Source organism: Frigoribacterium sp. CFBP 13712 (genome assembly GCF_014842255.1).
GTDB lineage: Bacteria > Actinomycetota > Actinomycetes > Actinomycetales > Microbacteriaceae > Frigoribacterium.
Genome location: NZ_JACYVH010000001.1, coordinates 196,925 through 219,864, shown reverse-complemented (window position 1 = coordinate 219,864; position 22,940 = coordinate 196,925). Strand labels below are relative to the sequence as shown.

General features: G+C 72.1%; 17 protein-coding genes. 7 read left to right on the top strand and 10 right to left on the bottom strand.

What is annotated here, in order from left to right:
- Window positions 1–194: 194 nt before the first annotated feature.
- Window positions 195–1,307: an NADH:flavin oxidoreductase/NADH oxidase gene (locus IFT51_RS01000; RefSeq protein WP_371740667.1), complete on the bottom strand. Its 1,113-nt coding sequence runs from the start codon at window positions 1,305–1,307 to the stop codon at window positions 195–197.
- Window positions 1,308–1,553: 246 nt separating this feature from the next.
- Between IFT51_RS01000 and IFT51_RS00995 the strand changes: the two genes are divergently transcribed.
- Complete coding sequence (locus IFT51_RS00995; protein WP_192058229.1) at window positions 1,554–2,390, top strand: ADP/ATP-dependent (S)-NAD(P)H-hydrate dehydratase; 837 nt, start codon at window positions 1,554–1,556, stop codon at window positions 2,388–2,390.
- Here IFT51_RS00995 and IFT51_RS00990 read toward each other — a convergent pair.
- The 4 genes from IFT51_RS00990 to IFT51_RS14900 form a co-directional block, all read right to left on the bottom strand.
- Complete coding sequence (locus IFT51_RS00990) at window positions 2,387–3,079, bottom strand: YceI family protein (RefSeq protein ID WP_192058227.1); 693 nt, start codon at window positions 3,077–3,079, stop codon at window positions 2,387–2,389. The genes IFT51_RS00995 and IFT51_RS00990 overlap by 4 nt on opposite strands.
- Window positions 3,080–3,218: 139 nt before the next feature.
- Complete coding sequence (locus IFT51_RS00985; RefSeq protein ID WP_192058225.1) at window positions 3,219–3,992, bottom strand: amino acid ABC transporter ATP-binding protein; 774 nt, start codon at window positions 3,990–3,992, stop codon at window positions 3,219–3,221.
- Window positions 3,989–4,768 carry an amino acid ABC transporter permease gene (locus IFT51_RS14905; RefSeq protein ID WP_243214259.1) on the bottom strand — a complete coding sequence of 260 codons (780 nt, stop codon included), beginning with the start codon at window positions 4,766–4,768 and terminating at the stop codon, window positions 3,989–3,991. The genes IFT51_RS00985 and IFT51_RS14905 overlap by 4 nt, the downstream gene beginning before the upstream one ends.
- An 89-nt stretch (window positions 4,769–4,857) precedes the next feature.
- Window positions 4,858–5,685: an ABC transporter substrate-binding protein gene (locus IFT51_RS14900; RefSeq protein WP_192058221.1), complete on the bottom strand. Its 828-nt coding sequence runs from the start codon at window positions 5,683–5,685 to the stop codon at window positions 4,858–4,860.
- Between the two features lie 78 nt (window positions 5,686–5,763).
- Between IFT51_RS14900 and IFT51_RS00970 the strand changes: the two genes are divergently transcribed.
- Both IFT51_RS00970 and IFT51_RS00965 read left to right on the top strand, forming a co-directional pair.
- On the top strand, window positions 5,764–7,080 hold the full coding sequence (locus IFT51_RS00970) for a glycosyltransferase 87 family protein (protein ID WP_192058219.1): 1,317 nt from the start codon (window positions 5,764–5,766) through the stop codon (window positions 7,078–7,080).
- The gene (locus IFT51_RS00965; RefSeq protein ID WP_192058217.1) at window positions 7,077–7,403 is read left to right on the top strand and encodes a thiamine-binding protein; all 327 of its coding nucleotides are present in this window, start codon (window positions 7,077–7,079) and stop codon (window positions 7,401–7,403) included. The genes IFT51_RS00970 and IFT51_RS00965 overlap by 4 nt, the downstream gene beginning before the upstream one ends.
- Window positions 7,404–7,433: 30 nt before the next feature.
- On the opposite strand, the gene IFT51_RS00960 is transcribed toward IFT51_RS00965, so the two are convergent.
- Window positions 7,434–8,024, bottom strand: a complete 591-nt coding sequence (locus tag IFT51_RS00960) for a hypothetical protein (RefSeq protein WP_192058215.1) — start codon at window positions 8,022–8,024, stop codon at window positions 7,434–7,436.
- Window positions 8,025–8,203: 179 nt separating this feature from the next.
- On the opposite strand from IFT51_RS00960, the gene IFT51_RS00955 reads away from it, so the two are divergent.
- The 3 genes from IFT51_RS00955 to IFT51_RS00945 all read left to right on the top strand — a co-directional run bounded on the left by IFT51_RS00955 (window position 8,204) and on the right by IFT51_RS00945 (window position 15,532).
- Window positions 8,204–13,558, top strand: coding sequence for a DUF6531 domain-containing protein (locus IFT51_RS00955; RefSeq protein WP_192058213.1), 5,355 nt, complete (start codon window positions 8,204–8,206; stop codon window positions 13,556–13,558).
- Window positions 13,559–13,648: 90 nt separating this feature from the next.
- On the top strand, window positions 13,649–14,047 hold the full coding sequence (locus IFT51_RS00950; RefSeq protein WP_192058211.1) for a hypothetical protein: 399 nt from the start codon (window positions 13,649–13,651) through the stop codon (window positions 14,045–14,047).
- 198 nt (window positions 14,048–14,245) lie between these two features.
- Entirely contained in the window at window positions 14,246–15,532 is a 1,287-nt protein-coding gene (locus tag IFT51_RS00945; protein WP_192058209.1) for an MFS transporter, read from the top strand.
- Window positions 15,533–15,583: 51 nt separating this feature from the next.
- On the opposite strand, the gene IFT51_RS00940 is transcribed toward IFT51_RS00945, so the two are convergent.
- The 4 genes from IFT51_RS00940 to IFT51_RS00920 form a co-directional block, all read right to left on the bottom strand.
- Window positions 15,584–16,261, bottom strand: a complete 678-nt coding sequence (locus IFT51_RS00940) for a response regulator transcription factor (RefSeq protein ID WP_308196197.1) — start codon at window positions 16,259–16,261, stop codon at window positions 15,584–15,586.
- Between the two features lie 946 nt (window positions 16,262–17,207).
- On the bottom strand, window positions 17,208–18,749 hold the full coding sequence (locus IFT51_RS00930; protein ID WP_244636760.1) for a sensor histidine kinase: 1,542 nt from the start codon (window positions 18,747–18,749) through the stop codon (window positions 17,208–17,210).
- 99 nt (window positions 18,750–18,848) lie between these two features.
- Window positions 18,849–20,057, bottom strand: a complete 1,209-nt coding sequence (locus IFT51_RS00925; RefSeq protein ID WP_192058204.1) for a homoserine O-acetyltransferase — start codon at window positions 20,055–20,057, stop codon at window positions 18,849–18,851.
- Window positions 20,058–20,129: 72 nt separating this feature from the next.
- On the bottom strand, window positions 20,130–21,461 hold the full coding sequence (locus IFT51_RS00920) for a bifunctional o-acetylhomoserine/o-acetylserine sulfhydrylase (RefSeq protein WP_192058202.1): 1,332 nt from the start codon (window positions 21,459–21,461) through the stop codon (window positions 20,130–20,132).
- A 189-nt stretch (window positions 21,462–21,650) separates the two neighbouring features.
- Here IFT51_RS00920 and IFT51_RS00915 point away from each other — a divergent pair, with 189 nt between their 5' ends.
- Window positions 21,651–22,439, top strand: a complete 789-nt coding sequence (locus tag IFT51_RS00915; protein WP_192058200.1) for an SDR family oxidoreductase — start codon at window positions 21,651–21,653, stop codon at window positions 22,437–22,439.
- Window positions 22,440–22,940 lie beyond the last annotated feature (501 nt).

Here is a 22,940-nt window from a genome sequence, read left to right as displayed (position 1 = left end):
GGTTGCTGGCGGCGGCGTCGAGGTGACGCGAAAGGGGCTCTCGGGGTGAGCGAAGGCCCCTTCTGCGTCACCTCGATGGGCGCAGGTTGGGGACCAGCGTCGAGGTGACGCAAAAGGGGCCCTCGGGGTGACTGAGGGCCCTGTTCGCGTCACTTCGATGAACCGCGGGCCGCGGCCGCGGCTGGCGCGGCGGGTCAGCGCGCGCGGAAGGGTGCGCGCTGGTACTGCGCCGGCACGTAGTCGAGCTCGACCCCGAGCTCGGCGGCGGCCCGCAACGGGAAGTGCGGGTCGCGGAGGAACTCGCGCGCCATCAGCACCACGTCGGCCCGACCGCTCGCGACGATCTCGTCGGCCTGCTCGGCCCCGACGATGAGGCCGACCGCGCCGGTCTCGACCTCGGCCCGCGTCCGGACGTGCTCGGCGAAGCGCACCTGGTAGCCGAGGCCGACCGGGATGCTGACCCCGGCGACCAGGCCGCCGGTCGAGATGTCGAACAGGTCGGCACCCGCCTCGCGCGACCACGCGGCCACGGTCGCGGTGTCGTCCTCGTCCCAGCCGCCCTCGGCCCAGTCCGTGGCGCTGAAGCGCACGAGCAGCGGGTAGTCGTCGCCGACCTCGGCGCGCACGGCCCGGACGACCTCGAGCAGGAGGCGCGCCCGGTTCTCGAGGGAGCCCCCGTACTCGTCGGTGCGCTCGTTGCTGAGCGGCGAGAGGAACTGGTGCAGCAGGTAGCCGTGGGCGGCGTGCAGCTCGATCAGCTCGAAGCCGGCGTCGACCGAGCGGCGAGCGGCGACACGGAACGCCTCGACCAGACCGCCGACCTCGGCGGTGGTCAGGGCCACGGGCTCGTCGTAGCCCTCGAAGGCGACGGCGGACGGTGCGACCGTCTGCCAGCCGCCCCGGTCGGCCGCCACGGTGCCCTGCTCGGCGCTCCACGGGCGGAACGTCGACGCCTTGCGACCGGCGTGCGCCAGCTGGACGCCGGGCACGGATCCCTGCGACCGGATGAACGCCGTGATCGGGCGGAACGCCTCGAGCTGCTCGTCGTTCCACAGACCGAGATCCTGGGGCGAGATGCGGCCCTCGGGGGTGACCGACGTGGCCTCCGCGATCACCGCACCCGCGCCTCCTCGGGCCAGCGCACCCAGGTGCACGAGGTGCCAGTCGGTCGGGACGCCGTCTTCGCGCTCGGCCGAGTACTGGCACATGGGCGCCACCCAGAGCCGGTTGCGGAAGCTCTGACCGCGCAGCGTGATCGGATCGAAGAGTCCGAGGGGGCGGTCGCCGACCTCGTCGCCGTTCTGCACGGTCTTCTGCGCGGGGGTCTGCGGGGTGGTCGTGGGTGTCGCTGCCGTCTGAGTCACGAGTGGGGTCATCGCCTTTCGATGGTGGATCGTCGTCGGGGTGCAACGGTACGCGGGGGCGGGATGTTCCCTCGGGCGCGGTGCAGCGGGGAAGGGCGCGGCTGACCTCGGGTCGCGAGCGGACTCGCGGCGACCGACGCGCGGCGACCGACGCGCGGCGACCGATGCGCGGCGACTAGCGTCGACGGCATGACCGACTTCGTGCCGTGGACCCCCGCCGACGCCGCCGACTGGATCGCCGTGCCCGCGGCAGACGACGACAAGTACAGCCGCGGTGTGCTCGGCGTCGTCACCGGCTCGAGCGCGTACCCCGGCGCCGCCGTGCTGGGCGTCGAGGCGGCGCTGCACACGGGGCTCGGCATGCTCCGCTACCTGGGCCCGGCGCGCGCGTCGGACTTCGTGCTCCATCGCCGACCCGAGGCCGTCACCAGCCCGGGGCGGGTCCAGGCCTGGCTGCTCGGCTCGGGTGTCGACCCCGACCACCTCGACGACGAGACCCGCGAGGGGTTCGCGACCGGCGCCTCCTCGGGGCTGCCGCTCGTGCTCGACGCCGGTGCCCTCTCGCTGCGCGACGAGGCCATCGGGCCCATGGTGCTGACACCGCACTTCAGAGAGCTGGCGCGGGCGTCGGGTCGCGAGGTCGCCGACGTGGCCGCCGACCCGGGCGACGCGGCGAGGCGCGCGGCGGGGGAGTGGGGCTGCACCGTGCTGGTCAAGGGGCACCGGACCCACGTGGCCTCGCCCGGGGGCACGCTGCTGGTCGCCGAGAGCGCGCCGACGTGGCTGGCGACGGCCGGTGCGGGCGACGCGCTCGGCGGAGTGCTGGGCGCCCTCGTCGCGACGCACGCCGACGAGATCGCCTCCGACGACGAGGCCCTCGCGCGGTTGGCCGCCACGGCGGCGGTCGTCCACGGTCTGGCGGCGGAGCGGGCGAGCGGCGGCGGACCGATCACCGTGCTGGGCCTGATCGACGAACTGCCCGCCACGATCGCGTCGATCGTGGCGGGCAGAGGGCGCGAAGCCTAGGAGGCGGGGGTCGCCGCCACGAGGAACTCGACGGTGCCCTGGTCTTCGACCTCGACGAAGCCGAGGCTCGGCGCGGTCACGCCGTAGTCGGAGAACGTGACGGGGATCGAGCCGCTGACCTGGACGCCGTCGCCGGAGAGCGCGGCCTGGAGCGGCACCTCCACGGTCTGCGTGACGCCGTGCATCGTCAGCTCGCCGGTGGCCTGGACCGTCGCGACCTGGCCGTCGGACGGCACCGCGGCGTCGATCGGGTCGGTCAGGGTGAAGGTGGCGGTCGGGTAGGTGCCGACCTCCATCGCGTCGTCACGGAAGTACCCGTCGCGGTTGCCGCTGTCGGTGGCGATGCTCGCCACGTCGACGGTGATGTCGGCCGCCGTGACGGTGGTGCCGTCGACGGTCACGGTGCCCGAGACCTGATCGGTGGTGCCGACCACGGTGACGTCGGTGCCGTTCAGCACCTCGTCGACGCGGTAGCCGGCCGAGCTGCCGTCGCCCACCGACCAGTCGCCGGTGAGCTGGCTCTGATCGACCGTGCTGGCGCCGGGGGTGAGTGACACGGTGGGCGCGGCGTCGGGCTCGCCGACGATGACGTCGCGGTAGAAGGCGGGGCCGGCGACGGCCGCCGTGACTCCGACGCCGACGACGAGGACCGCCGCCACTCCGATGATGATTCCGGTCTTCTTCTTCATGGTTCGTGTCTCCTGGGTCGGCTCGGGTTGGGCGTGACCACGCCGCGGGGTCGGCTCGGATGCCATGGGCCGGAACGGCTTGGTGGAGATGATGGCGGGTGAGTCTATGGGGTGGCTGGAATCAGCTGGGAGTCACCCGTCAGGCTGTGAAGCGGGTGAGGAACTCTCTCGCCCGCGCGGTTCGCGGCGCCGTGAAGACCTGCTCGGGCGGGCCCTGCTCGGCGACGCGACCGGCGTCGAGGAACACGACCCGGTCGGCGACGTCGCGCGCGAAGGCCATCTCGTGAGTCGCCATGACGATGGTCGTGCCGACCTCTTTCAGGGTGCGGACCAGATCGAGCACCTCGCCGACCAGCTCGGGGTCGAGAGCGCTCGTGATCTCGTCGAGCAGCAGCAGGGTCGGACGCGGGGCGAGGGCCCGGGCGATCGCGACGCGCTGCTGCTGGCCGCCCGAGAGACGGTCGGGGTAGGCGCCCGCCTTGTCGCCGAGACCGACGCGTTCGAGCAGCTCGCGGGCCCGTGCGTGGGCCTCGGCCTTCGGGCGACGCAGCACATGCCGACTGGCCAGCGACACGTTCTCGAGCACGGTGAGGTGCGGGAACAGGTTGAAGTGCTGGAAGACCACGCCGATCCGCGCGCGCACCGCGTCGGCCTTGACCCGGGGGTCGCTGATGTCGTCGCCGCCGAGCACGATGCGACCGTCGTCGATCGGCTCGAGGAGGTTGATCGTGCGAAGCAGCGTCGACTTGCCCGAGCCGCTCGCCCCGATCAGCGCGACGACCTCGTCTCGGGCGACCTCGAGGTCGATGCCGTCGAGCACCGTCGTGGCGCCGAACGACTTGCGGACGCCCTCGAGACGGAGGACGACCTCGGGGCCGGGGCCGGCGTCGCCTGTGATGCGTGACCCGGTCATACGACGCTCCCTGCCTGTTCGCGACGACGGAGGCGCGCCGACAGCCAGTCCGTCAGCCACAGTGTCGGCAGGGCCAGCACGACGAACAGCAGCCCTGCGAGCACGTACGGCGTGAAGTTCGCCGCGGTCGCCGTCTCGATCTGGGCCGCGCGCACCGCGTCGACCGCCCCGAGCACGGAGATCAGCCCGACGTCCTTCTGCATCGAGACGAAGTCGTTCATGAGCGCCGGCGTCACCTTGCGGATCGCCTGGGGGAAGACCACCAGACGGAGGGTCTTCGCATGACCGAGACCGAGCGACCGCGCGGCCAGCCGCTGCGAGGGGTGCACGGCGTCGATGCCGGCCCGCACCACCTCGGAGACGTAGGCCGAGTAGGTGAGGATGAGCGCGATCGTGCCCCAGAACTCGGCCGGGAGGCGCGGGATGCCGAGCCCGAGACCCGGCAGACCGAAGCCCACGAGGTACAGGACGATGATGAGCGGCAGCCCGCGGAACAGGTCGGTGTAGCCCCGGACGAGCGCGCGGACGGGGAAGAACACGGGGCCCCGGAGGGTGCGGAGGGCGGACAGCAGCGTCGCGAGCAGCGCCACGCCGATCGCCGCCACCACGAGCACCCTGATGTTCAGCCAGAGGCCCTCGACCACGCGAGGCCAGGCGGCGATCAGGGTGGGGCCGTCGAAGAAGCTGAATTTCACGCGCTCCCAGCCCGGGGTGCTGGTGACCGCCCACCAGGCGAGGGCCGCGAAGACGATCGTGCTGACGACGGCGACGAGCACCGAGCGGACCGACTGGCGACGGCGATAGGCCCGTCGCCCCAGTTCGAGATCGCTGATCGGGGCGGACCCCGGGGCGATCGCGGTGGGCGCTACGAGAGGTCCGAGACGTCGTAGTCGGCGAGCCACTGCTGCTGCAGCTCGGCCAGCGTGCCGTCGTCGCGCAGATCGTCGACGGCCTGCGTGACCTCGTCGGTGAGGGCGCTGTCGAGCGGCAGGACGATGCCGAGCTGGTCGCTGGCGCCGTCGACCGCGGCCAGCTGACCGAGGACGATACCGCCCTCGACGAAGTAGGTCGCCGTCGGGACGTCGAGCACGATCGCATCGACCTGCCCCGACTCGAGGGCGGCCTTGGCGTCGTCGTTCGAGTTGTAGGCCTGCACGCCGCCGTCGGGTTCGATGACCGACTCGGCCGCGGTGAAGCTCGTCGTGCCGCTCTGCGCCCCGATGTCGAGCCCCGTCAGGTCGGCGACGCTGGTGGCGCCCTCGGCGGCCGAGCCCGGCAGTGTCACGACGGCCTGGCGGGTCTCGTAGTAGGGCGACGAGAAGTCGACCGCCCTGGCCCGCTGATCGGTGATCGAGAACTGCTGCAGGTTGAGGTCGAAGGTCTTCGGGCCGGGGGCGATGGACTCGTCGAAGGTGGCGCGCACCCAGACGACGTCGTCGCGGTCGTAGCCGAGACGATCGGCGACGGCGTACGCGAGCGCGGACTCGTAGCCGTCGCCGGTGGTCGGGTCGTCGTCTTCGACCCAGGGGGAGTAGGCGGGCTCGCCGGTGGCGATCGTCAGCTTGCCCTCGGTGACGGCACCGACGCCGTCCGAGCCCTCGGAGTCGGACGTGGGCGCGCAGGCGGCCAGGACGCCGATCGAGAGGAGGGCGGCGGCGACGGACGCGACGAGTCGCGACGGTGTACGGGTCATGACCCCGAGGATAACGGTGACCGACGACACCGCCGAGCTGTGCGGCGTCGTGTGACGCGCGGCGGCTAGCCTGACCGGATGACCGTCGCCGCGCCTCCTGAGATCCCCGGCGCGCGGACGACGACGGGGCGGATCGTCTCGACGCTGGCACAGCGGCGGGTGGTCCTCTGGGCGGCCTTCGCGGTCGTGCACCTCGTGGTCGCCTGGGTCGCGCTGGCCGGTCCCGACCAGTCGCTCGGCGACGTCCGCACCGTCTACCGGTCGTGGATGGACGACTTCGTCTCGGGCGGCGACCGGGTCGGCATCGACGTCGCCTGGGTGTACCCGCTGCTGGCGGCCGTGCCGATGCTCGTCGCGCGACTCGGCGGCTCGACCGACTACGCCACCGTGTGGCTGCTGGTCGTGATCGCCCTCGACGCGATCGCCTTCGCCGTCCTGCTGCGCCGGGCGACGCGGACGACGGGGACGACGCGGACGACGCGGGCGACGACGACCGCCGCCTGGTGGTGGCTGCTCTTCGTGATCGCGCTCGGCCCGATCGCCTTCGGGCGCATCGACGCCGTCACCGTGGCCCTCGCCCTGATCGGTCTGCTGCTGGTGGCCGAGCGCCCCGTGGCGGCCTCGGTCGTGCTGACGTTCGCCGCGTGGGTGAAGGTCTGGCCGGCCGCCCTGGTCGCCGCCGCCGTGCTGGCCTCCCGTCGCGGTATCTCGATCGTCGTCGCCGCGGCCGCGACGACGGTCGTGGTGGTCGCCGTCTCGCTGGCGCTCGGCAGCGGCTCCACCGTGCTCGGCTTCGTCGGTCAGCAGGCGGGCCGCGGGCTGCAGATCGAATCGCCCGCGGCGACCCCCTGGCTGTGGCGCGCTGCGGCGGGGGTGGCCGGCACGGGCGTGTACTACGACCAGCAGATCCTCACCTTCCAGGTGCAGGGCGACGGGGTCGGTCTCGCGGCCAGGGCCGCCACGCTCGTCATGGCGCTGGTGGTGGGCGCCGTGGTGCTGCTCGGTCTGCGGGCGCGACTGGCGAGGGTCGCCGCGCCGCACCTCCTCGGTCCGCTCGCTCTCGCGCTGACGACGGTGCTGATCGTGACCAACAAGGTCGGTTCGCCGCAGTTCGTGTCGTGGTTGGCCGTGCCCGTCGTCGTGGGGCTCGTGACGTCGCGGGCCGGCGGGCCGTCGTTCCGACTCGCGGCGGGGCTGGCGGTCGGCATCGCCGCCCTGACCCAGCTGATCTACCCGTGGTTCTACGACGACCTGCTGCGGGTCGAGCCGTGGATGCTCGTCGTCATCACGCTGCGGAACCTCGGCGAGATCGCCCTGCTCGTCGTCGCGTGCGTCATGCTGTGGCGTCTCGGGGGAGTGCGCCGCGGCCCGGCCGCTGACAGGATGAGCGCATGATCGTCGCCTTCTCGCTCTCGCCCAGCGGCGGTGCCCCCGCCGGAGACCTCGACCCCGACGCCCACGGCGACTCCGTGCACGCCGCGGTGGCCGCCGCCGTGCGGGTCGTGCGGGATTCCGGGCTGCCGAACCGCACCTCCTCGATGTTCACTGAGATCGAGGGCGACTGGGACGAGGTCATGGCCGTCGTCAAGGAAGCCGCGGAGGCGGTGGGCGCGTTCGGCAGTCGGGTCTCGCTGGAGCTGAAGGCCGACATCCGCCCCGGGCGGACCGGCGAGCTCGACGGCAAGGTCGAGCGCCTCGAGCGGGCCCTCGAGGCCTGAACGACGCCTCGCAGTCGGCCCCGTGACGCGTCAGCGCGCGGGACGGCCTCGGAAGTCGGCCAGCGCCTCGGGCGTGTGCCGCTCGAGGTGGTCGAGCAGCTTCCGGTAGTTGTCGTCGCGCCGGTTGGCGATGAAGAGGCGTTTGCGGCGGGCGTCGCGGGCGTCGATGCCCGACCCGTCGATGGCGCCCGGGCTGAGCAGAGGGCGGTACGACGCGATGTCGCTCACCAGGACCCAGCGTGCCGGACGGAACCAGGACTGCACGAGGAGCCCTTCGTCGTGGACGTCGAGGCGCGTGCGCCGGATGCCGCGCCAGAGGAGGACCTCCATGGCCCCGAGGGCGCACAGTGCCCCGGCGATGGCCGAGCCCTCGGCGACGTCGGGCTCGTCGGTGAAGGGGACCTGCAGCGCCAGCACGAGACCGAAGAAGAACGAGGCCAGACCGACGACGGCGAACATGACCGACACGAGGCGCGGGGGGTGCGTGGTGAACAGCGGGGGGGAGTCTGGTGCCGCCGCTCGACGCGACCGGCTGAGGAGTGAGGCGGCGAGCGGCACGCCCACGGCGGCCAGGACCGAGACGGCGGTCACCACGAGCCCGAGGACGGTCCAGTCGATCATCCGGCGATGATACCGACCACTCTGTGGAGAGGATCGCGACAGAAGGCGCCTCTGCCCGTACAGTTGGCATGTTCGAGCCCCGGGGGCGCGTCTTGCGCGGGGGCGGACGCCGGGATCCGTGACGAGTCGTTCGTTGGACACGGCGTCGAGACGACGTATCACCAGGGGGAACGAGAATCGTGGCGAATCCGACCGGCAACGAAGAAGTGACGTTCGACGACGCGACAGCGGACGCTCTCGTCACCGAGGCCAACGCATCGGCCGAGGCGATCGAGGGGCAGGTGGCTTCGCGCCGGTCGTATCGGACCACGGCCGAGCAGGACTTCCTCGGGCGCTTCTCGGAGATCTTCGGCGCGAACCAGGACACCGCGAAGGCGGACGGCGACAAGATCGTCGCCGCGCTCCGCGACATCGCGAGCTGGGTCGGCACGATGAAGGAGTCGGCGCAGAAGGAGAACGCCCGTCGCAAGCGCGCCCGCGAGTGGACGGAGCGCCAGGAGAACCGGTCGGACATCGAGAAGTGGTGGGACGGCATCGTCGGCGGAGAGGACATGCCGACCGAACCGGCCGAGAAGGAGCCGACCTTCCCGGCGTCCACCGTCGCCACCGGTTCCCGGGAGACGCCCCTGCCCGCATCAGGAGGCGGCGCTGCAGGGGGCGGCGCTGCCGGAGGCGCCTCGTCGGCACGACCCGAGAACCTCCGGTCGTTCGCCACGGGCTCGTCGCAGCTCGACACCGAGCTGACGGGCCGGCCGGCCGCGCTGCGGGGCAAGCTCTCGGACTTCGCGTCGCGGTGCAAGTGGGGCGAGATCGAGGCGAGCGGACTCGTCACGGGATTCGAGAAGTGGCTCGAGGCCAACGGCCAGGACGTCGCGTGGGCCAACACCGTGGCCGACGCGTTCGCGGCCGCCGGAGGAGAGGGCGACGTCTCGACCGTGTCCGACTCGGCGCTCGCCGCCGCCCTCCAGGCGGCGGGGGTCTCGGCCGACCGGACCGCCCTGACGATCGATCCGCCACGGGCCTTCGGCGAGCAGCCGACCACGGGCTTCACGATGGACCCCGTCAACACGACCACCGGCAACTTCCTCGAACCCGAGCACGACCTGGGCTTCGGGGGAGCCTCGGCGTCACTCGCCATGACGCGCATGTACAACTCGCTCGACGACCGCGTCGGTCTCTTCGGCCCCGGCTGGTCGTCGGTGCTCGAGACGAGGCTGCTGATCGACGACGAGGGAGCGTCGTTCGTCGGGGCGGACGGACGCCAGATCCGGTTCCCCCGTCAGGACACCGGCTGGGGCCGCGGCATCGGCGAGAACCGCTGGCTGACCGAAGAGGACGGCCTCCTCGTCGTCAGCGACAACGAGGGCGTGCGCGTCGACTTCACGCCGTCGGGTCGCTGGGTCGGGCAGCGAGGGAGGCGCGGCACGGCCGTCCGGGTCGAGTACGACGGCGACGTGGTCACCCGGCTCGTCCACGAGCGGGGGCGCTCGATCGAGATCGAGCACCTCGACGGCCGAGTCGTGGTCGTGCGCGGATCGGACGGCCGGCGGGTCGAGTACGAGTACGACCAGGGCCGGAGGCTCGTCGGCGTCACCACGCCAGGGGGGACCCGCCGATACGGCTGGAACGACGAGGGGCTCGTCTCGACGGTCACGAGCGCGGCGGGCGTGATCGAGGTCGACAACACGTACGACGAGCACGGACGCGTCGTGCTGCAGGTCAGCCCCCATGGCCGCCGGGTCCGTTTCGCCTACCTCCCCGGTCGGGTGACGGTCGTCTCCGACGAGGACGGCAGCCGGTCGAACACCTGGCTGGCGGACGCCAAGGGCCGTCTCGTCGGCGTCGTCGACAGCGACGACCGGCGGCAGTCGATGAGCTACGACGCCCACGGGAACCTCGTCTCCGCCACGCAGCGCGACGGGGCGATCACCGTGCACGCCTACGACGACCGCGGTCGTCGGACGCGCACGGTGACTCCGGCGGGAGCCGACATCACCTACGGCTACGACGACCTCGATCGCGTGACGACCGTCGTGACCGAGTCGGGCGGGGTCGTCGCCTTCGAGTACGACGGCGACGACCGGAACCCCTCGGCGATCATCGACCCCGCCGGCGGGCGAACCGAGTCGACGTGGCGGGACGGCCGCCTCGTCCGCGTCGTCGACGCGACGGGCGTGCCGCTCGAACTCGAGCACGACCGCTTCGGGGACATCGTCGCGGCTCGGAACGCGGACGGCGGCGTCGTGCGTCTGGAACGGGACGCCACGGGTCACGTGGTGGCCTCCACGACCCCGTCCGGAGCTCGGACCGAGTACCGCTACGACGGCTCGGACGAGCTCGTCTCGCGGCGCGATCCCGACGGCGCGCTGTGGCGCTTCGAGCGCGGCCCGGCGGGTCGACTCGAGGCGGTCGTCGATCCCCGTGGTGCGGTGACGCGGTACGGCTACGGTCCGGCCGGCGATCTGGTCTCGGAGACCGATCCTCTCGGGCGCACGACCACCCGCACGATGGACGACCAAGGCGACGTCTCGCGCCTCGAGCTGCCCGACGGAGCCGCCTGGGCCTTCGAGCACGACGCCCTCTCCCGCCTGCGGGTCGTCACGGATCCGACGGGCGCGCGCTGGGATCGCGAGTACGGGGTCACCGGGGACCTCCGGTCGATCACGGACCCGACGGGTGTGCGGCGCCTGGCGGAACGCGACGAGACGACCGGACTCTCGTCCCTCCGAGACGCCTTCACGACGACGACCGTGCGGACGGACGAGTTCGGGCGGCCCGTCGAGATGACGTCCGACGAACGCGGGCACGAGCTCGTCACCTACGACGCCTGCGGTCGTCCCGTCGAGCTCGTCGACGGGGAAGGCGGACTCACGCGTCTCGAACGCGATCCGGCCGGCCGGGTCGTCGCCGTCACGACGGCGACCGGGGCGCGATCGACGTACGAGTACGACGCCTGCGGACGGGCCGCCGTCGCGACCGACGCCTCCGGCGCGCGGACCAGCCTCTCGTACGACGCCGACTCGCGCGTGTCCACGCGCACGTCGCCGACGGGCGAGGTGGAGCGATTCGAGTACGACCCCGTGGGTCGTCTCGTGAGTCGCACGATCCCGGGCGCCGGGACGGCACGGTACCGCTGGGACTCCGTGGGTCGTCTCGTCGGCAGCCACGACCTCAGGTTCGGACGGAGGAGCTTCCGATACGACGACGCGGGGCAGCTGATCGCCGTCGTGAACGGCCTCGGCGGCGTGACCTCGTACGACTACGACGAGCGCGGTCGCCCCGTGACGATCACCGACCCGGTCGGCGGCGTGACCCGGCGGGCCTACGATGCCGCGGATCGCGTGGCGGCCGTGACCGACCCTCTCGGACGGACGACGAGGTACTCGTACGACGCCGCGGGGCGTCTCGTGGCACGGACGGACCCCGACGGGCACCTCCTCGAGAACGGGTACGACCGCGCGGGCCGGCAGAGCAGCGTGAGCGTCGACGGCGCGGTGGTGCTCGAGATCTCCCGCGACCCCTTCGATCGAGCGGTCGTCGTGAGCGATCACAGCAGGGGTGAGGGGCGTTCGATCGAGCACGAGCTGCGGCACGACCGACGTGGACTGCTCGTCCGTCGATCGCGGGGTGCCGAGTCCATGACATGGGAGCGCGACGCCGACGGCGCCGTCGTCACCCGTACCGGCCCCACGGGTTCGCGGACGGAGTATCGACGTGATGCGAACGGTCGGGTCGTGGGGGTGGCGCTCGACGGTGCGCACCTCGGCGGCGTCTCGTACGACCGGGCGGGCCGCGTCGTCGAATCGATCGCGAGCGACCTCGTGCAGACGTGGTCGTACGAGGGCGGCGTCGTGGTGGAGCACACCGCGACCCGGGCGAGCGGAGTCGACCGGACCCGCGTCGAGCACGACGCGGATGGGCGCATCTCGGCGGTGGAGCAGGGCGGCGGTCGGGTCGAGTACCGCTACGACGACGCCGCGCAGCTCGTGGGCGCGCAGGCGAGGGGAGGCGCCGGGCGCACCTGGCGGTACGACGTGGCCGGCCGGCTCGTCGTCGAGACCGCCGACGGGGTCGAGACCCGACGGGAGTACGACGCGGCAGCCCAGCTGGTCGCCACCGAGACGCTCGGCGTCCGTGTGGAGTACGTGCACGACGGCCTCGGGCGGCGGATCCGCCGCACCGAGCCGGACGGCACGACGCGGCAGTACGCCTGGTCGGACCTCGGGCGTCTCGGCGGCATCGTCGACCGCGACCGCGACGGCGCGGAGATCGGACGGATCGACGTCTGGGTCGACGGCCTGGGTGAGCTCGCCGAGGCAGGAGGAACGTCGATCTGGTGGGACTCCGCCGCAGCCGTGCCGGCGCTGGCCTGCCTCGGGCCAGCACCCGTGCTCGCACTCCCCGGCGGGGTCACGGCGATCGACGACGCGGTCCTGTCCAGCGGGTGGCGCGCGGCGCGCGCCACGGACGTCGACGACCCGTGGGAGGCGCTGGCCGCCGTGTCGAGTCCCGGTTCGGGTCTCGGACTGCCCGACGGCATCGGCCTCACGGCAGGCGGCGGTCTCACGATCGGCGGCCTCGACTGGCTCGGCGCCCGCGTCTACGACCCCTCGGCACGGGGCTTCCTGTCGACGGACCCGATCGTGGCGACGCTCGGCGCAGGATGGGCGGCCAACCCCTACTCGTACGCCGGCAACGACCCGCTGCAGGCGCTCGACCCGCTGGGCCTCAAGCCCGCCACCGACGCCGACCTCAAGGCCTACAACGATGCGAACCAGGGGTTGCTCGTCGATGCCTGGGACGAGGTCAAGTCGCACAAGGAGGCGATCCTCGCCGGAGCCATGATCGCGGGGAGCATCGCCCTGATGTTCGTGCCCGGTGTCAACATCCTCGCGCTGGCTGCAGGCGGTGCCCTCATGGCGGGCGGGTTCAGCATCATCCAGCAGGGCCCGGACAGCGGGAACGTCGACTACAAGCAGGTCGGTCTGCAGATGCTGATCGGAGGCGCCGCGGGTGCCGCCGGCGGAGCCGCTGCGATCGCGGCGTCGAAGGCCGCTCCGGCGGTGACCCAGGCCGTGGCGCCGGTCGTCCAGCGGATCGCGTCTCCGATCGGCCAGCGCGTCGCGACGGCCGCCGTGGGTCGGGCCGGCCAGGGCGCCGTCGCCGCCGGTGTCGAGGGGGCCACGAGCAACGTGCTCGACTACGGCCTGGACCCGAAGCAGGACCACTCGTTCGCGGGCTACGTCGGCCAGGGAGTGAACGGCTTCGTCGCCGGGTCGGCCACGAGCGGGATCTCGAGCATGATCCCCGCTCCTTCGTCGACGAACATCCTGTCCGAAGCCCTGCCGTCGCTGAGCCCGCGGTGGAACGCGGCGGGCGAAGGGCTGCTCGACATGGGCCAAGATGGCTTGGTGGGCGGGACGTCGGGGCTCGCGCAGTACGCGCTGGATCCCGACCCCGAGACGACTGCCGGGCAGGCGTTCTCGAACGGCTTCTTCTCGGGAGCCGAGGGACCGAGCCTTCCGCGACACTGACCGGCCGCATCACGAGCCGTCTGACGAGAGAGATGAATGACCATGTCGAATTCGCACCGTTCCGCGGCAGCACCACCGAGAAAGCGTTCGGTGCGTCGCGCGCGGCTCATCCTGGTCGGCGGGCTCGCAGTTTTCGTGGTGCTCGTCGGTACGTTCGGCGTCGGACCTCATGTCCTCGAGTCGTACGACTCCTCTCACCGAGAAGAACTCACCTGCAGGGTCGACTCGGTGGACGCCCTGTCGGGGCGGAGCTCGAGCCGGACCGGGATCGGCGGTGCCTCCGCGCTCGTGAGGGTGCAGACCGACTCCTGCGGCGTCCTCGACATCCGCGACGGGGTCACTCCCGAGAACGTCGACGGCATAGCGGCCGAGCTGACCGAGGGCGAGACCTACGTGTTCTCGGTCGGCGCCGGCTCGCTGCAAATCGAGGGCCTGCTCGGATTCTTCAAGCAGGAGCCGCCCATCTACGACTTCCGCCCCGCTGCGTGACGACGGCGCCCTCGGGGCTGTCACCGCGCCTCCTGAGGTCGTAAGCTCGTCGGTGGTCTCGCGCTCATCGAATCGATTCGGTGACGCCCCGACCGGCCGGAGGCGCGGGTCGCCTCCGACGCCCCACCCGGCCCGTTCGACGGAGAGCCCCGGGCCACCGCCGCCCGACACCTCCCACCCCAGCGAAGGCAGCCGCCCGTGAACACCCTCTCCACCCGTCGCAAGACGTTCGCCCTGATCGCCCTGGCCCTCGGCGGCTTCGGCATCGGCTCGACCGAGTTCGTGGCCATGGGGCTGCTGCCCAACATCGCGCAGGATCTGCTGCCGGGGCTGTACGCGCAGTCGTCCGACGAGGGCATCGCCCGCGCCGGCTGGCTGGTCAGCGCCTACGCGCTCGGCGTCGTCGTCGGGGCACCCACCATCGCCGCGATGTCGTCGCATCTGCCGAAGAAGAAGCTGCTGATGGGCCTGCTCGGGCTGTTCGTGCTCGGCACCGTGCTCTCGGCCGTGCTGCCCTCGTTCGGCTGGGTGCTCGGCGCCCGGTTCTTCGCCGGTCTGCCGCACGGCGCCTACTTCGGCATCGCCTCGATCGTCGCCGCGACCATCATGGGGCCCGGCAACCGCGGCAAGGGCGTCGCGCTCGTCCTCAGCGGGCTGACGATCGCCAACGTGATCGGCGTCCCCACGATCACCGCCCTCGGCCAGGCGCAGGGCTGGCGCGTCGCCTACCTCGCGGTCGCCGCGATCTTCGCACTCACCTTCGTCGCGGTCGCCCTCGCCGTGCCGCACCTCGAGGGCGACTCGTCCGCCTCGATGAGGCGCGAGTTCAGCGCGTTCCGCAAACCCCAGGTCTGGCTCGTGATGGGTATCGGCGCGATCGGCTTCGGCGGGTTCTTCGCGGTCTACAGCTACATCGCCAACGCCGTCACCGAGGGTGCGGGCGTCGACGAGGGCGTCGTGCCGTGGGTGCTCGTCGGCGTCGGGGTCGGCATGACCATCGGCAACGTCATCGGCGGATGGGCCGCCGACAAGAACCTCAAGGCGGCCCTGACCGTCGGGTTCGTCGGGCTCATCGCCGCCCTCGTCGCCTACGCGCTGCTCGTCGACGGCATCGTCGGCATCTTCGCGACGACGTTCCTGCTCGGGCTCGTCAGCTCGATGATCGGCCCGTCGGTGCAGTCGCGCCTCATGGAGGTCGCCGGCGAGAGCCAGGTGATCGGCGCCGCCCTGAATCACTCGTCGATGAACCTCGGCAACAGCGCCGGCGCCTACCTCGGCGGGGCCGTCATCGCCGCGGGCTTCGGCTTCGCCGCCCCGGGCTGGGTCGGAGTCGCCCTGGCCCTCGCCGGCGTCGTGCTCACGGTCGTGAGCTTCCGCCTGCAGAAGAGCGGCGACGCCCGTCAGGCGGCGCTCTGCGCGGCGGCCGCCGAGGCGGACCACAAGGAGGACACCGACAGCGGCTCCATCTTCATCGTGCAGAACTGACGGAGGCGCGGGTCGGCGCGAGAGCCGACCCGCGCCTCCGGCAGGGAGACGCTAGAAGCTGGTCTGCGTCGGCAGATCGGTCTGCAGCAGGATGCCGTCTTGGATGGCCCGCTTGCGGAGCGCCACCTTGGTGCCCACGTCGTAGCCGGCGACGCGGTACTTCTCGCGGATCCGCTTGAGGTAGCTCTTCGCCGTCTCTTCGCTGATGCCGAGCTGGTACGCCACGGCCTTGACCGGCTCGCCGCCGCCGTAGAGGGCCATGACTCGTCGCTCTTGAGCGCTGAGCTTCGGCACGCCCCCGACCTCGGCCGCGTTCAGGGCCAGGTCGAGCTCGGCCGAGATGTACGACTCGCCCTGCGACGCCGAGCGGATGGCCTCGACGATCATCTCGGCGTCCTCGCTCTTCACGAGGTAGCCGAGCGCGCCCGCGGCGAGTGCCTCGCGCACGACGTTCGGCTCGGAGTACGTGCTCATCAGCACGGTCTTGACGCCGGTGGTCTTCAGCGTGTTGATCTTGAGCGAGATCGGGATGCTGTCTTTCAGATCGAGGTCGAGCAGCACGACGTCGACGGGGAACTCGGGGTGCGTCAGCAGCTCGGGCCACGAGGCCACGGCGGCGACGACGGAGATGTCGCCGGCCGCCCCGCGGATCCACTCGCTGAGCGCGCCGAGCAGCATCTTGTGGTCGTCGACCAGGGCCAGGCGGATGCGATCGTCGGTGTTCGTCACGGGGTCCTTCTTTCTGGGGAGCTTGACCATCATGCTAGATGCCGGGGGAGGAGCGGTGCCGGCGACGCGGAGCGGCCACGCCGATCACAGTTCGGCCGGGTTGTCGACCAGGCACGAGACCTGCAGCCGCACGCTCTGCTCGTGGGTCGAGACGGTGTACTCGCCCACGCGCTCGAGTGCGCTCCAGGTGGCCGGCGTGACCCGGTTCCGGCGGATGCCGGTCGTGGCGACCACCACGGGGATCTCGACGCTGCGCCCGGCGAGCGAATGCGCGGTCGCGGTGACGGGCCCGAGGGTCAGCGTGATCGTCGTGCCGGGGGTGCGGCTCTTCGAGTCGCCGAGCAGCAGCCAGACGGCCTGCAGCAGACCGTCGCGCTGCGGCGGAGCGAGGAGGCCCGCGAGGGACGACGGGTCGGCGAGCGTGACCGATCGGCCCAGGTACTCGGACTCGGTGACGGCGTGGTGCAGCCAGGTCTCGCGCCGACCCTCGATGAGGTGCAGGCGCAGCTCGGTCGCGAGCGACGCGGCCTGCGACGCGACCTTGGGGGCCAGCGGCAACGGCACGTCGCCGCCCGCCACGCCGTCGAGCAGCTTCTCGGCGGCGAGGTCGAGTCGGGCGAGCTCGTCGCTCGCGAGCATGCCGACCGCGAAGCGCGGCTGCGAGACGTTGCTCTGCACCAGCACGCGATCGAGCTCGACCTGCACCATGCGGCGGAACCTCTGCAGCACGAGCGTCGCGACGGCGCTCGGCAGCACGGCGAGCGAGATCATGGCGATCTGCTGGGGCCCGGTGTCGGCGGTGATCGGGGTCGTCGCGAGGGTCATCGCGACGAAGGCGGCGAAGAGCAGGGTCGTGGCGACGACGATCTCGCGGGCGGGTCGCAGCGTGACGATCGGGAGGAGGCCGAAGCCGACGGCGACGCTGACCGTCGCGTAGGCGCCGACGTCACGCAGCGGGGCGATGGCCACGAAGTCGAGCGCGACGACCAGGGCGAGCACCACGGCGATGGCGGCGAACAGGCGACCCGTCAGTCGTTGGCCGCGGATGGTGACGAGCGCGGTCGTGACGACGAAGACCGCGATGTAGAGGAGCCATGCGGTGAGGACGGGGGCCACCGACGGGTAGTCGTCGAGGTGGCTGAAGAAGAAGATGAGGCCGTAGACGGCCTGCAGACCGGCGAGGACGGCGGCGCCGATGCCGAGATGGCCCGTGCCGAGGGTCGCCCCCGCGGCCCGGGCCTGACGCAGCGAGCGGGCCCCGGTCGAGCTGATCGGCAGTCCACGGGCGGCGCGACGCCCGCGGGTGACGCCGAGGGTGTTCTCGTCGACGTTCATCGCGGGGCCTCCAGGACGACGGTGGTGCCCGCGCCGGGCGACGAGAACAGGCGGGCGCTGCCGCCGACCTCGCGCAGGCGCCCGACGACGGACTCCTGAAGCCGAGTCGCTCCTCGCTGACCCCGGCGAGGTCGAAGCCGACGCCGGCGTCGGTGACCATGGCCCGGACCATGCTCTCGTCGTGGATGATCGTGACGTGCGCCTCCGTCACGCCGGCGTGCCGGCGGACGTTCTCGAGGCACTCGGCGAGGGCGAGCAGGAACGCGTCGAGCACGTGGCTCGGCAGCAGCACCTGACCCGTGCCGTGCCAGCTGACCTCGAGGCCCATGCGGCCGAAGCGCTGCTTGACCGACTCGAGGGTCTGACCCAGAGGGTCCTCCTCGACGGTCTCGAGCGAGTACTCGCCCGACGCCTGCGGCTGCGGCGTGCCGCCGAGCCGGAGGTGCCTCAGCAGCCGCGCGTCTTCGGCGGCCTGCGCCTGCAGCGCCTGGGGCGTCACCCCGACCCCCGAGTGCGCCAGCAGCGTCAGCGTCGCCAGCACCGTGTCGTGCAGCAGTCGCGCCCCCTGTCGGCGCTGCGCCTCGGTCTCGCTGGCCTGACGCTCGGCACGGTGCGCGTTGCCGATGCTGTAGATCCGCCGCGCGGCGAGCGGCACGCTGCGGCCCAGCCAGACGCCGGTCACGAAGACGAGCACCCAGCCGAGCACGACCGCCGCGACCGGGTACGTGAGGAAGGATCCGGTGGCCGAGGCCACCAGTGCGACGGCGACGACGAAGGCCACGGCGGCGACCGCGACGCGGACCCGGCTCGACGAGAGGACGACGCAGAACGACGCCGTCGCCCCGCCGACGAGCGGGATGACGGCGGTCGCGAGGGCGGGGTCGGTCGGGTCGCCCGACGGCAGCAGGGCGACGAGGCTCACGGCGATGCCGGAGACGAGCCCGATCAGCACCCAGCGCGGGGCCGCCGACCGGCCGACCATCCAGAGGGACGCGATCAGGAGAGCGGCGAGCGGCACGATCGCGGCGAGGTGGAGGGGCTCGGTGACGCCGGGGATGGCCAGGGCGACCAGCGAGACGACCGCGCACGGGATGCCGAGGGCCCGGGCGGTGCTGCCGAGCAACCGGTCTCGCTCCTGCGCGAAGATGTCCATGCGGATCCCAGGTGTGCATCGGGTGTCGTTCTTCCTGTCGGTTGACAGCAGACCCCATGCTTCCACACAGGACCCCCCGCCGGGGGGCGTACGCGCCGTTCAGCCGACGAGCAGTCGTCTCAGGTGACCGCCGACGGCCTCGTTCTCGATGAGGAACCCGTCGTGGCCGAACTCGCTCACGATGACCGCGGGCTCGTGCCCGTCGATGCCGTTCGCGAGATGGCGGGCGATGATGCGCTGGTCGGACACCGGGAACAGCCTGTCGCTGTCGATCCCGAGCACGAGCGTGCGGGCGGTGACGCGGTCGAGGGCGGCGGCGACCCCGCCCCGACCTCGGCCGACGTCGTGCGAGTTCATGGCGCCCAGCAGGCCCGCGTAGCTGCCGGCGTCGAACCGGCGCGTGAACTTGTTGCCGTGGAAGTCGAGGTAGCTCTCGACCTGGAACCGGCCCGGGCCGCCGAGGGGCGAGATCTCGCTCTGCCAGCTGCGGCCGAACCGGGCGTTGAGCTCGTCGGGCGAGCGGTAGTTGAGCAGGGCCATGCGCCGAGCGAGGGCGAGACCCCGATAGGGCCCCTCGCCGTCGGGCGCGTCGTAGAAGTCGCCGTCGTGCCACGCGGCGTCCATGCGGATCGCCTCGTACTGCACCGTGTTGAGCGCGATCTGGTCGGCGCTGACGACCGGCGGGGCGGCGAGAACCGCCAGCCGATCGACCCGGTCGGGGTGCGACACGCCCCACTCGAGGGCGTGCATGCCGCCCATCGAGCCGCCGACGACGGCCGCCCAGCGTCCGATGCCGAGACGGTCGGCGAACGCCGCCTGCGCCTCGACCTGGTCGCGGATGGTCAGATGCGGGAACCTCGAACCCCACTCGACCGCGTCGGGTGCGAACGACGACGGCCCGGTGCTGCCCTGGCAGCCCCCGAGCATGTTCGGGGCGACGACGTGCCAGCGGTCGGTGTCGATCGCGAGACCGGGGCCGACCACGCCGTTCCACCAGCCCGCGGTCGGATGCCCCGGACCGGCGGCACCGCGCACGTGGCTGTCGCCGGTGAGGGCGTGCAGCAGCAGGATCGCGTTGCCGCGGTCGGCGTCGAGCTCGCCCCAGGTCTCGTAGGCGATCCGGGGGCGGGGGAGCACCGAGCCGCTCTCGAGCCCGAGATCGCCGAGGGTGACGAAGCGCCGGTCGCCGGGGTCGTCGCCGTCGCGCCACGCGCCGGTGACCGGCGGCCGCCCCAGCATCGCCAGGCGGGTCCGCTCGCTGACGACGCTCGACGGGACGGTGTCCTCGGGTGTGCTCTGCCAGTCCATCGATCCCATCCTGGTGGACCCGAGGAGGCGCGGTGCGATTGTTACCGCACCGCGCCTCCTGCAGGGTCCGGGTCAGCTGCTGCGGAGCGACTCGCGGGTGACCGCCCGGGCCGCGGCGAAGCCCGCCTCGAGGTCGGCCTTGAGGTCGTCGATGTTCTCGAGTCCGACCGAGAGACGCACGAGACCCGGGGTGACGCCCGTGGTCAGCTGCTGCTCGGGGGTCAGCTGCGAGTGGGTCGTCGAGGCGGGGTGGATGACGAGACTGCGGACGTCGCCGATGTTCGCCAGGTGACTGAAGAGGCTCAGCCCGTCGACGAGCGCGCGGCCGGCGTCGACGCCGCCCTTGAGCTCGAACGAGAGCACGGCCCCGACGCCGCGGGGGGCGTACTTGTTGGCCGCGGCGTACCACGGGCTCGTCGGCAGGCCGGCGTAGTAGACGGCCGCGACGTCGGAGCGGGAGTCGAGCCACTCCGCGATCTCCTGTGCGTTCTGCACGTGGCGCTCGATGCGGAGGCTGAGGGTCTCGATGCCCTGGATGAGCGAGAACGCCGTGTCGGGGCTGTTCGAGGCGCCCAGGTCGCGCAGCAGCTGCACCCGCGCCTTGATGATGTACGCGAGGGGGTCGCCGACGGCCTGCGTGTAGACGGCGCCGTGGTACGACGGGTCGGGCTGCGTCAGCCCGGGGAACCTCTCGGCGTTCTCCGACCACGCGAACGCGCCGCCGTCGACGATGAAGCCGCCGATGACGGTGCCGTGCCCGCCGAGGAACTTCGTCGCCGAGTGCACGACGATGTCGGCGCCGTGCTCGAGGGGGCGGATCAGGTAGGGGGTCGCGATGGTGTTGTCGACGATCAGCGGGACGCCCTCGGCGTGGGCGACGCCCGACACCGTCTCGATGTCGAGGATGTTGATCTTCGGATTGCCGATCGTCTCGGCGAAGAACAGCTTCGTGTTCGGGCGGACGGCGCGGCGCCACTCGTCGGGGTCGTCCTGGTTCTCGACGAACGTCGTCTCGATGCCGAGCTTCGCGAGCGTGTACTTGAAGAGGTTGTAGGTGCCGCCGTAGATCGACGACGACGAGACGATGTGGTCGCCCGCCTGCGCGATGTTCAGCACGGCGAAGGTCGACGCGGCCTGACCCGAGGCGACGAGCAGAGCGCCCGTGCCGCCCTCGAGCGCCGCGATGCGCTGCTCGACCACGTCGTGCGTGGGGTTCATGATGCGCGAGTAGATGTTGCCGTTCTCGGCGAGGGCGAAGAGGTCCTGTGCGTGCTGGGCGTCGCGGAACACGTACGACGTCGTCTTGTAGATGGGCGTCGCGCGGGCGTGCGTCGTCGGGTCGGGCTGCGCCCCCGCGTGGATCTGCTGCGTCTCGAACTTCCAGGTGGACGTGTCGTCGCTCATGCTGTGCTCCTGCGGTCGGGGTCTGCGGCGGCCGATCGGCCGGACTGCGGTGCTGCAACGCTACGCAGGGCGCGCTGGGGCTGTCCACGCGGGCGGACACGCGACGTAACCCGGCGCGCTAGCGTCGACGGATGCCGGGTCGACCGGCGGAGCGTCGGCCGCGGCCGACCCGACGACGAGGAGCAGTGGATGACGAAGCGTGTCGTGGTGACGGGGGCCAGTTCGGGGATCGGGGCGGCGACGGTCCGGCTGTTCCGGCGACGCGGCTGGGACGTGATCGCCGTCGCCCGACGCGAGGAGCGCCTCCTCGACCTCGCCGCCGAGACCGGGGCGACCGCATTCAGAGCGGATGTCACCGTGGACGCCGACGTGGCCGCGCTGCGCGAGCACGTCGAGTCGACCGGTCCGCTGCATGCGCTGGTCAACAACGCCGGAGGCGCGTTCGGGCTCGACAGCGTCGAGTCGGGATCGATCGACGACTGGCAGCGGATGTTCGACGTGAACGTGCTCGGGACGAAGCGGATGGTCTCGGCGCTGCTGCCGGCCCTCCGCCGGGGCGCCGACGCCGAGCGGGCGGGCGGCGCCGGGGGCGGCGCCGACATCGTGACCGTGACCTCGATCGCCGGTCACGTCGCCTACGAGAACGGCGGCGGCTACAACGCCTCGAAGTTCGCCGAGCACGCCCTGGTGGCGGTGCTGCGCCTCGAGCTCGCCGGAGAGCCGATCCGCGTGATCGAGATCGCACCGGGCATGGTGCACACCGAGGAGTTCTCGGTCAATCGGTTCGGCGGCGATCAGGGCCGGGCCGACGCCGTCTACACCGACGTCGAGGGGCCGCTCGTCGCCGACGACGTCGCCGAGGCGATCGTGCACTCGGTGGAGCTGCCGGCGCACGTCAACCTCGACCTCGTCACGCTGAAGCCGGTGGCCCAGGCCGCCCCGCACAAGGTCGTGAAGGGCCCGCTGCAGACACGGTGACACGCCGACGGCGGTCGTCGAGGGTGATCGAGACGGGTGATTCGCGGACGATACGACGGATCACCCCTCGGTCTTCCGAGCAGGCTCGAGGCGTTCGCAGCAGGGTCCCGACCGCCCTCGGAGGGGGCTCGGCGACCCCCGGACGGGGGGCGCGCGAGCGACTCCCATGCCCCGTCAGTCGGGTCCGCTCATCTCTAACTGAGTACCACTCAGTCGGATTCGGGGGACAAGCCGTGTCCCCCCGATGTGCCCCGGCCGGGTCGACGATCGGCGCGGAAGCGATGGCATCCGGCCGCGCCGCACAGGGCGCAGTCGCTGCCGCGGCGGTAGTGCTCGTGCGCCTCGCGGGCGTGCCCGCAGACGCAGAGCGTGCTGTCTTCGTCGACTTTCCGCGCCATGGGGCTCCTCCGAGCATCGGTCCGATGTGCCGTCGTGCGACGGCGCCTCGGCGTGCCCTCGACTGTACCCACGACACCCGGGCCAGGGGCGTCGACTCTCGTC

Coding starts and splice junctions, on each gene's coding strand:
- IFT51_RS00995 (WP_192058229.1), top strand. CDS start 1,554: ATGACCGACTTCGTGCCGTGGACCCCCGCCGACGCCGCCGACTGGATC.
- IFT51_RS00990 (WP_192058227.1), bottom strand. CDS start 3,079: ATGAAGAAGAAGACCGGAATCATCATCGGAGTGGCGGCGGTCCTCGTC.
- IFT51_RS00985 (WP_192058225.1), bottom strand. CDS start 3,992: ATGACCGGGTCACGCATCACAGGCGACGCCGGCCCCGGCCCCGAGGTC.
- IFT51_RS14900 (WP_192058221.1), bottom strand. CDS start 5,685: ATGACCCGTACACCGTCGCGACTCGTCGCGTCCGTCGCCGCCGCCCTC.
- IFT51_RS00970 (WP_192058219.1), top strand. CDS start 5,764: ATGACCGTCGCCGCGCCTCCTGAGATCCCCGGCGCGCGGACGACGACG.
- IFT51_RS00965 (WP_192058217.1), top strand. CDS start 7,077: ATGATCGTCGCCTTCTCGCTCTCGCCCAGCGGCGGTGCCCCCGCCGGA.
- IFT51_RS00960 (WP_192058215.1), bottom strand. CDS start 8,024: ATGATCGACTGGACCGTCCTCGGGCTCGTGGTGACCGCCGTCTCGGTC.
- IFT51_RS00930 (WP_244636760.1), bottom strand. CDS start 18,749: ATGGACATCTTCGCGCAGGAGCGAGACCGGTTGCTCGGCAGCACCGCC.
- IFT51_RS00925 (WP_192058204.1), bottom strand. CDS start 20,057: ATGGACTGGCAGAGCACACCCGAGGACACCGTCCCGTCGAGCGTCGTC.
- IFT51_RS00920 (WP_192058202.1), bottom strand. CDS start 21,461: ATGAGCGACGACACGTCCACCTGGAAGTTCGAGACGCAGCAGATCCAC.
- IFT51_RS00915 (WP_192058200.1), top strand. CDS start 21,651: ATGACGAAGCGTGTCGTGGTGACGGGGGCCAGTTCGGGGATCGGGGCG.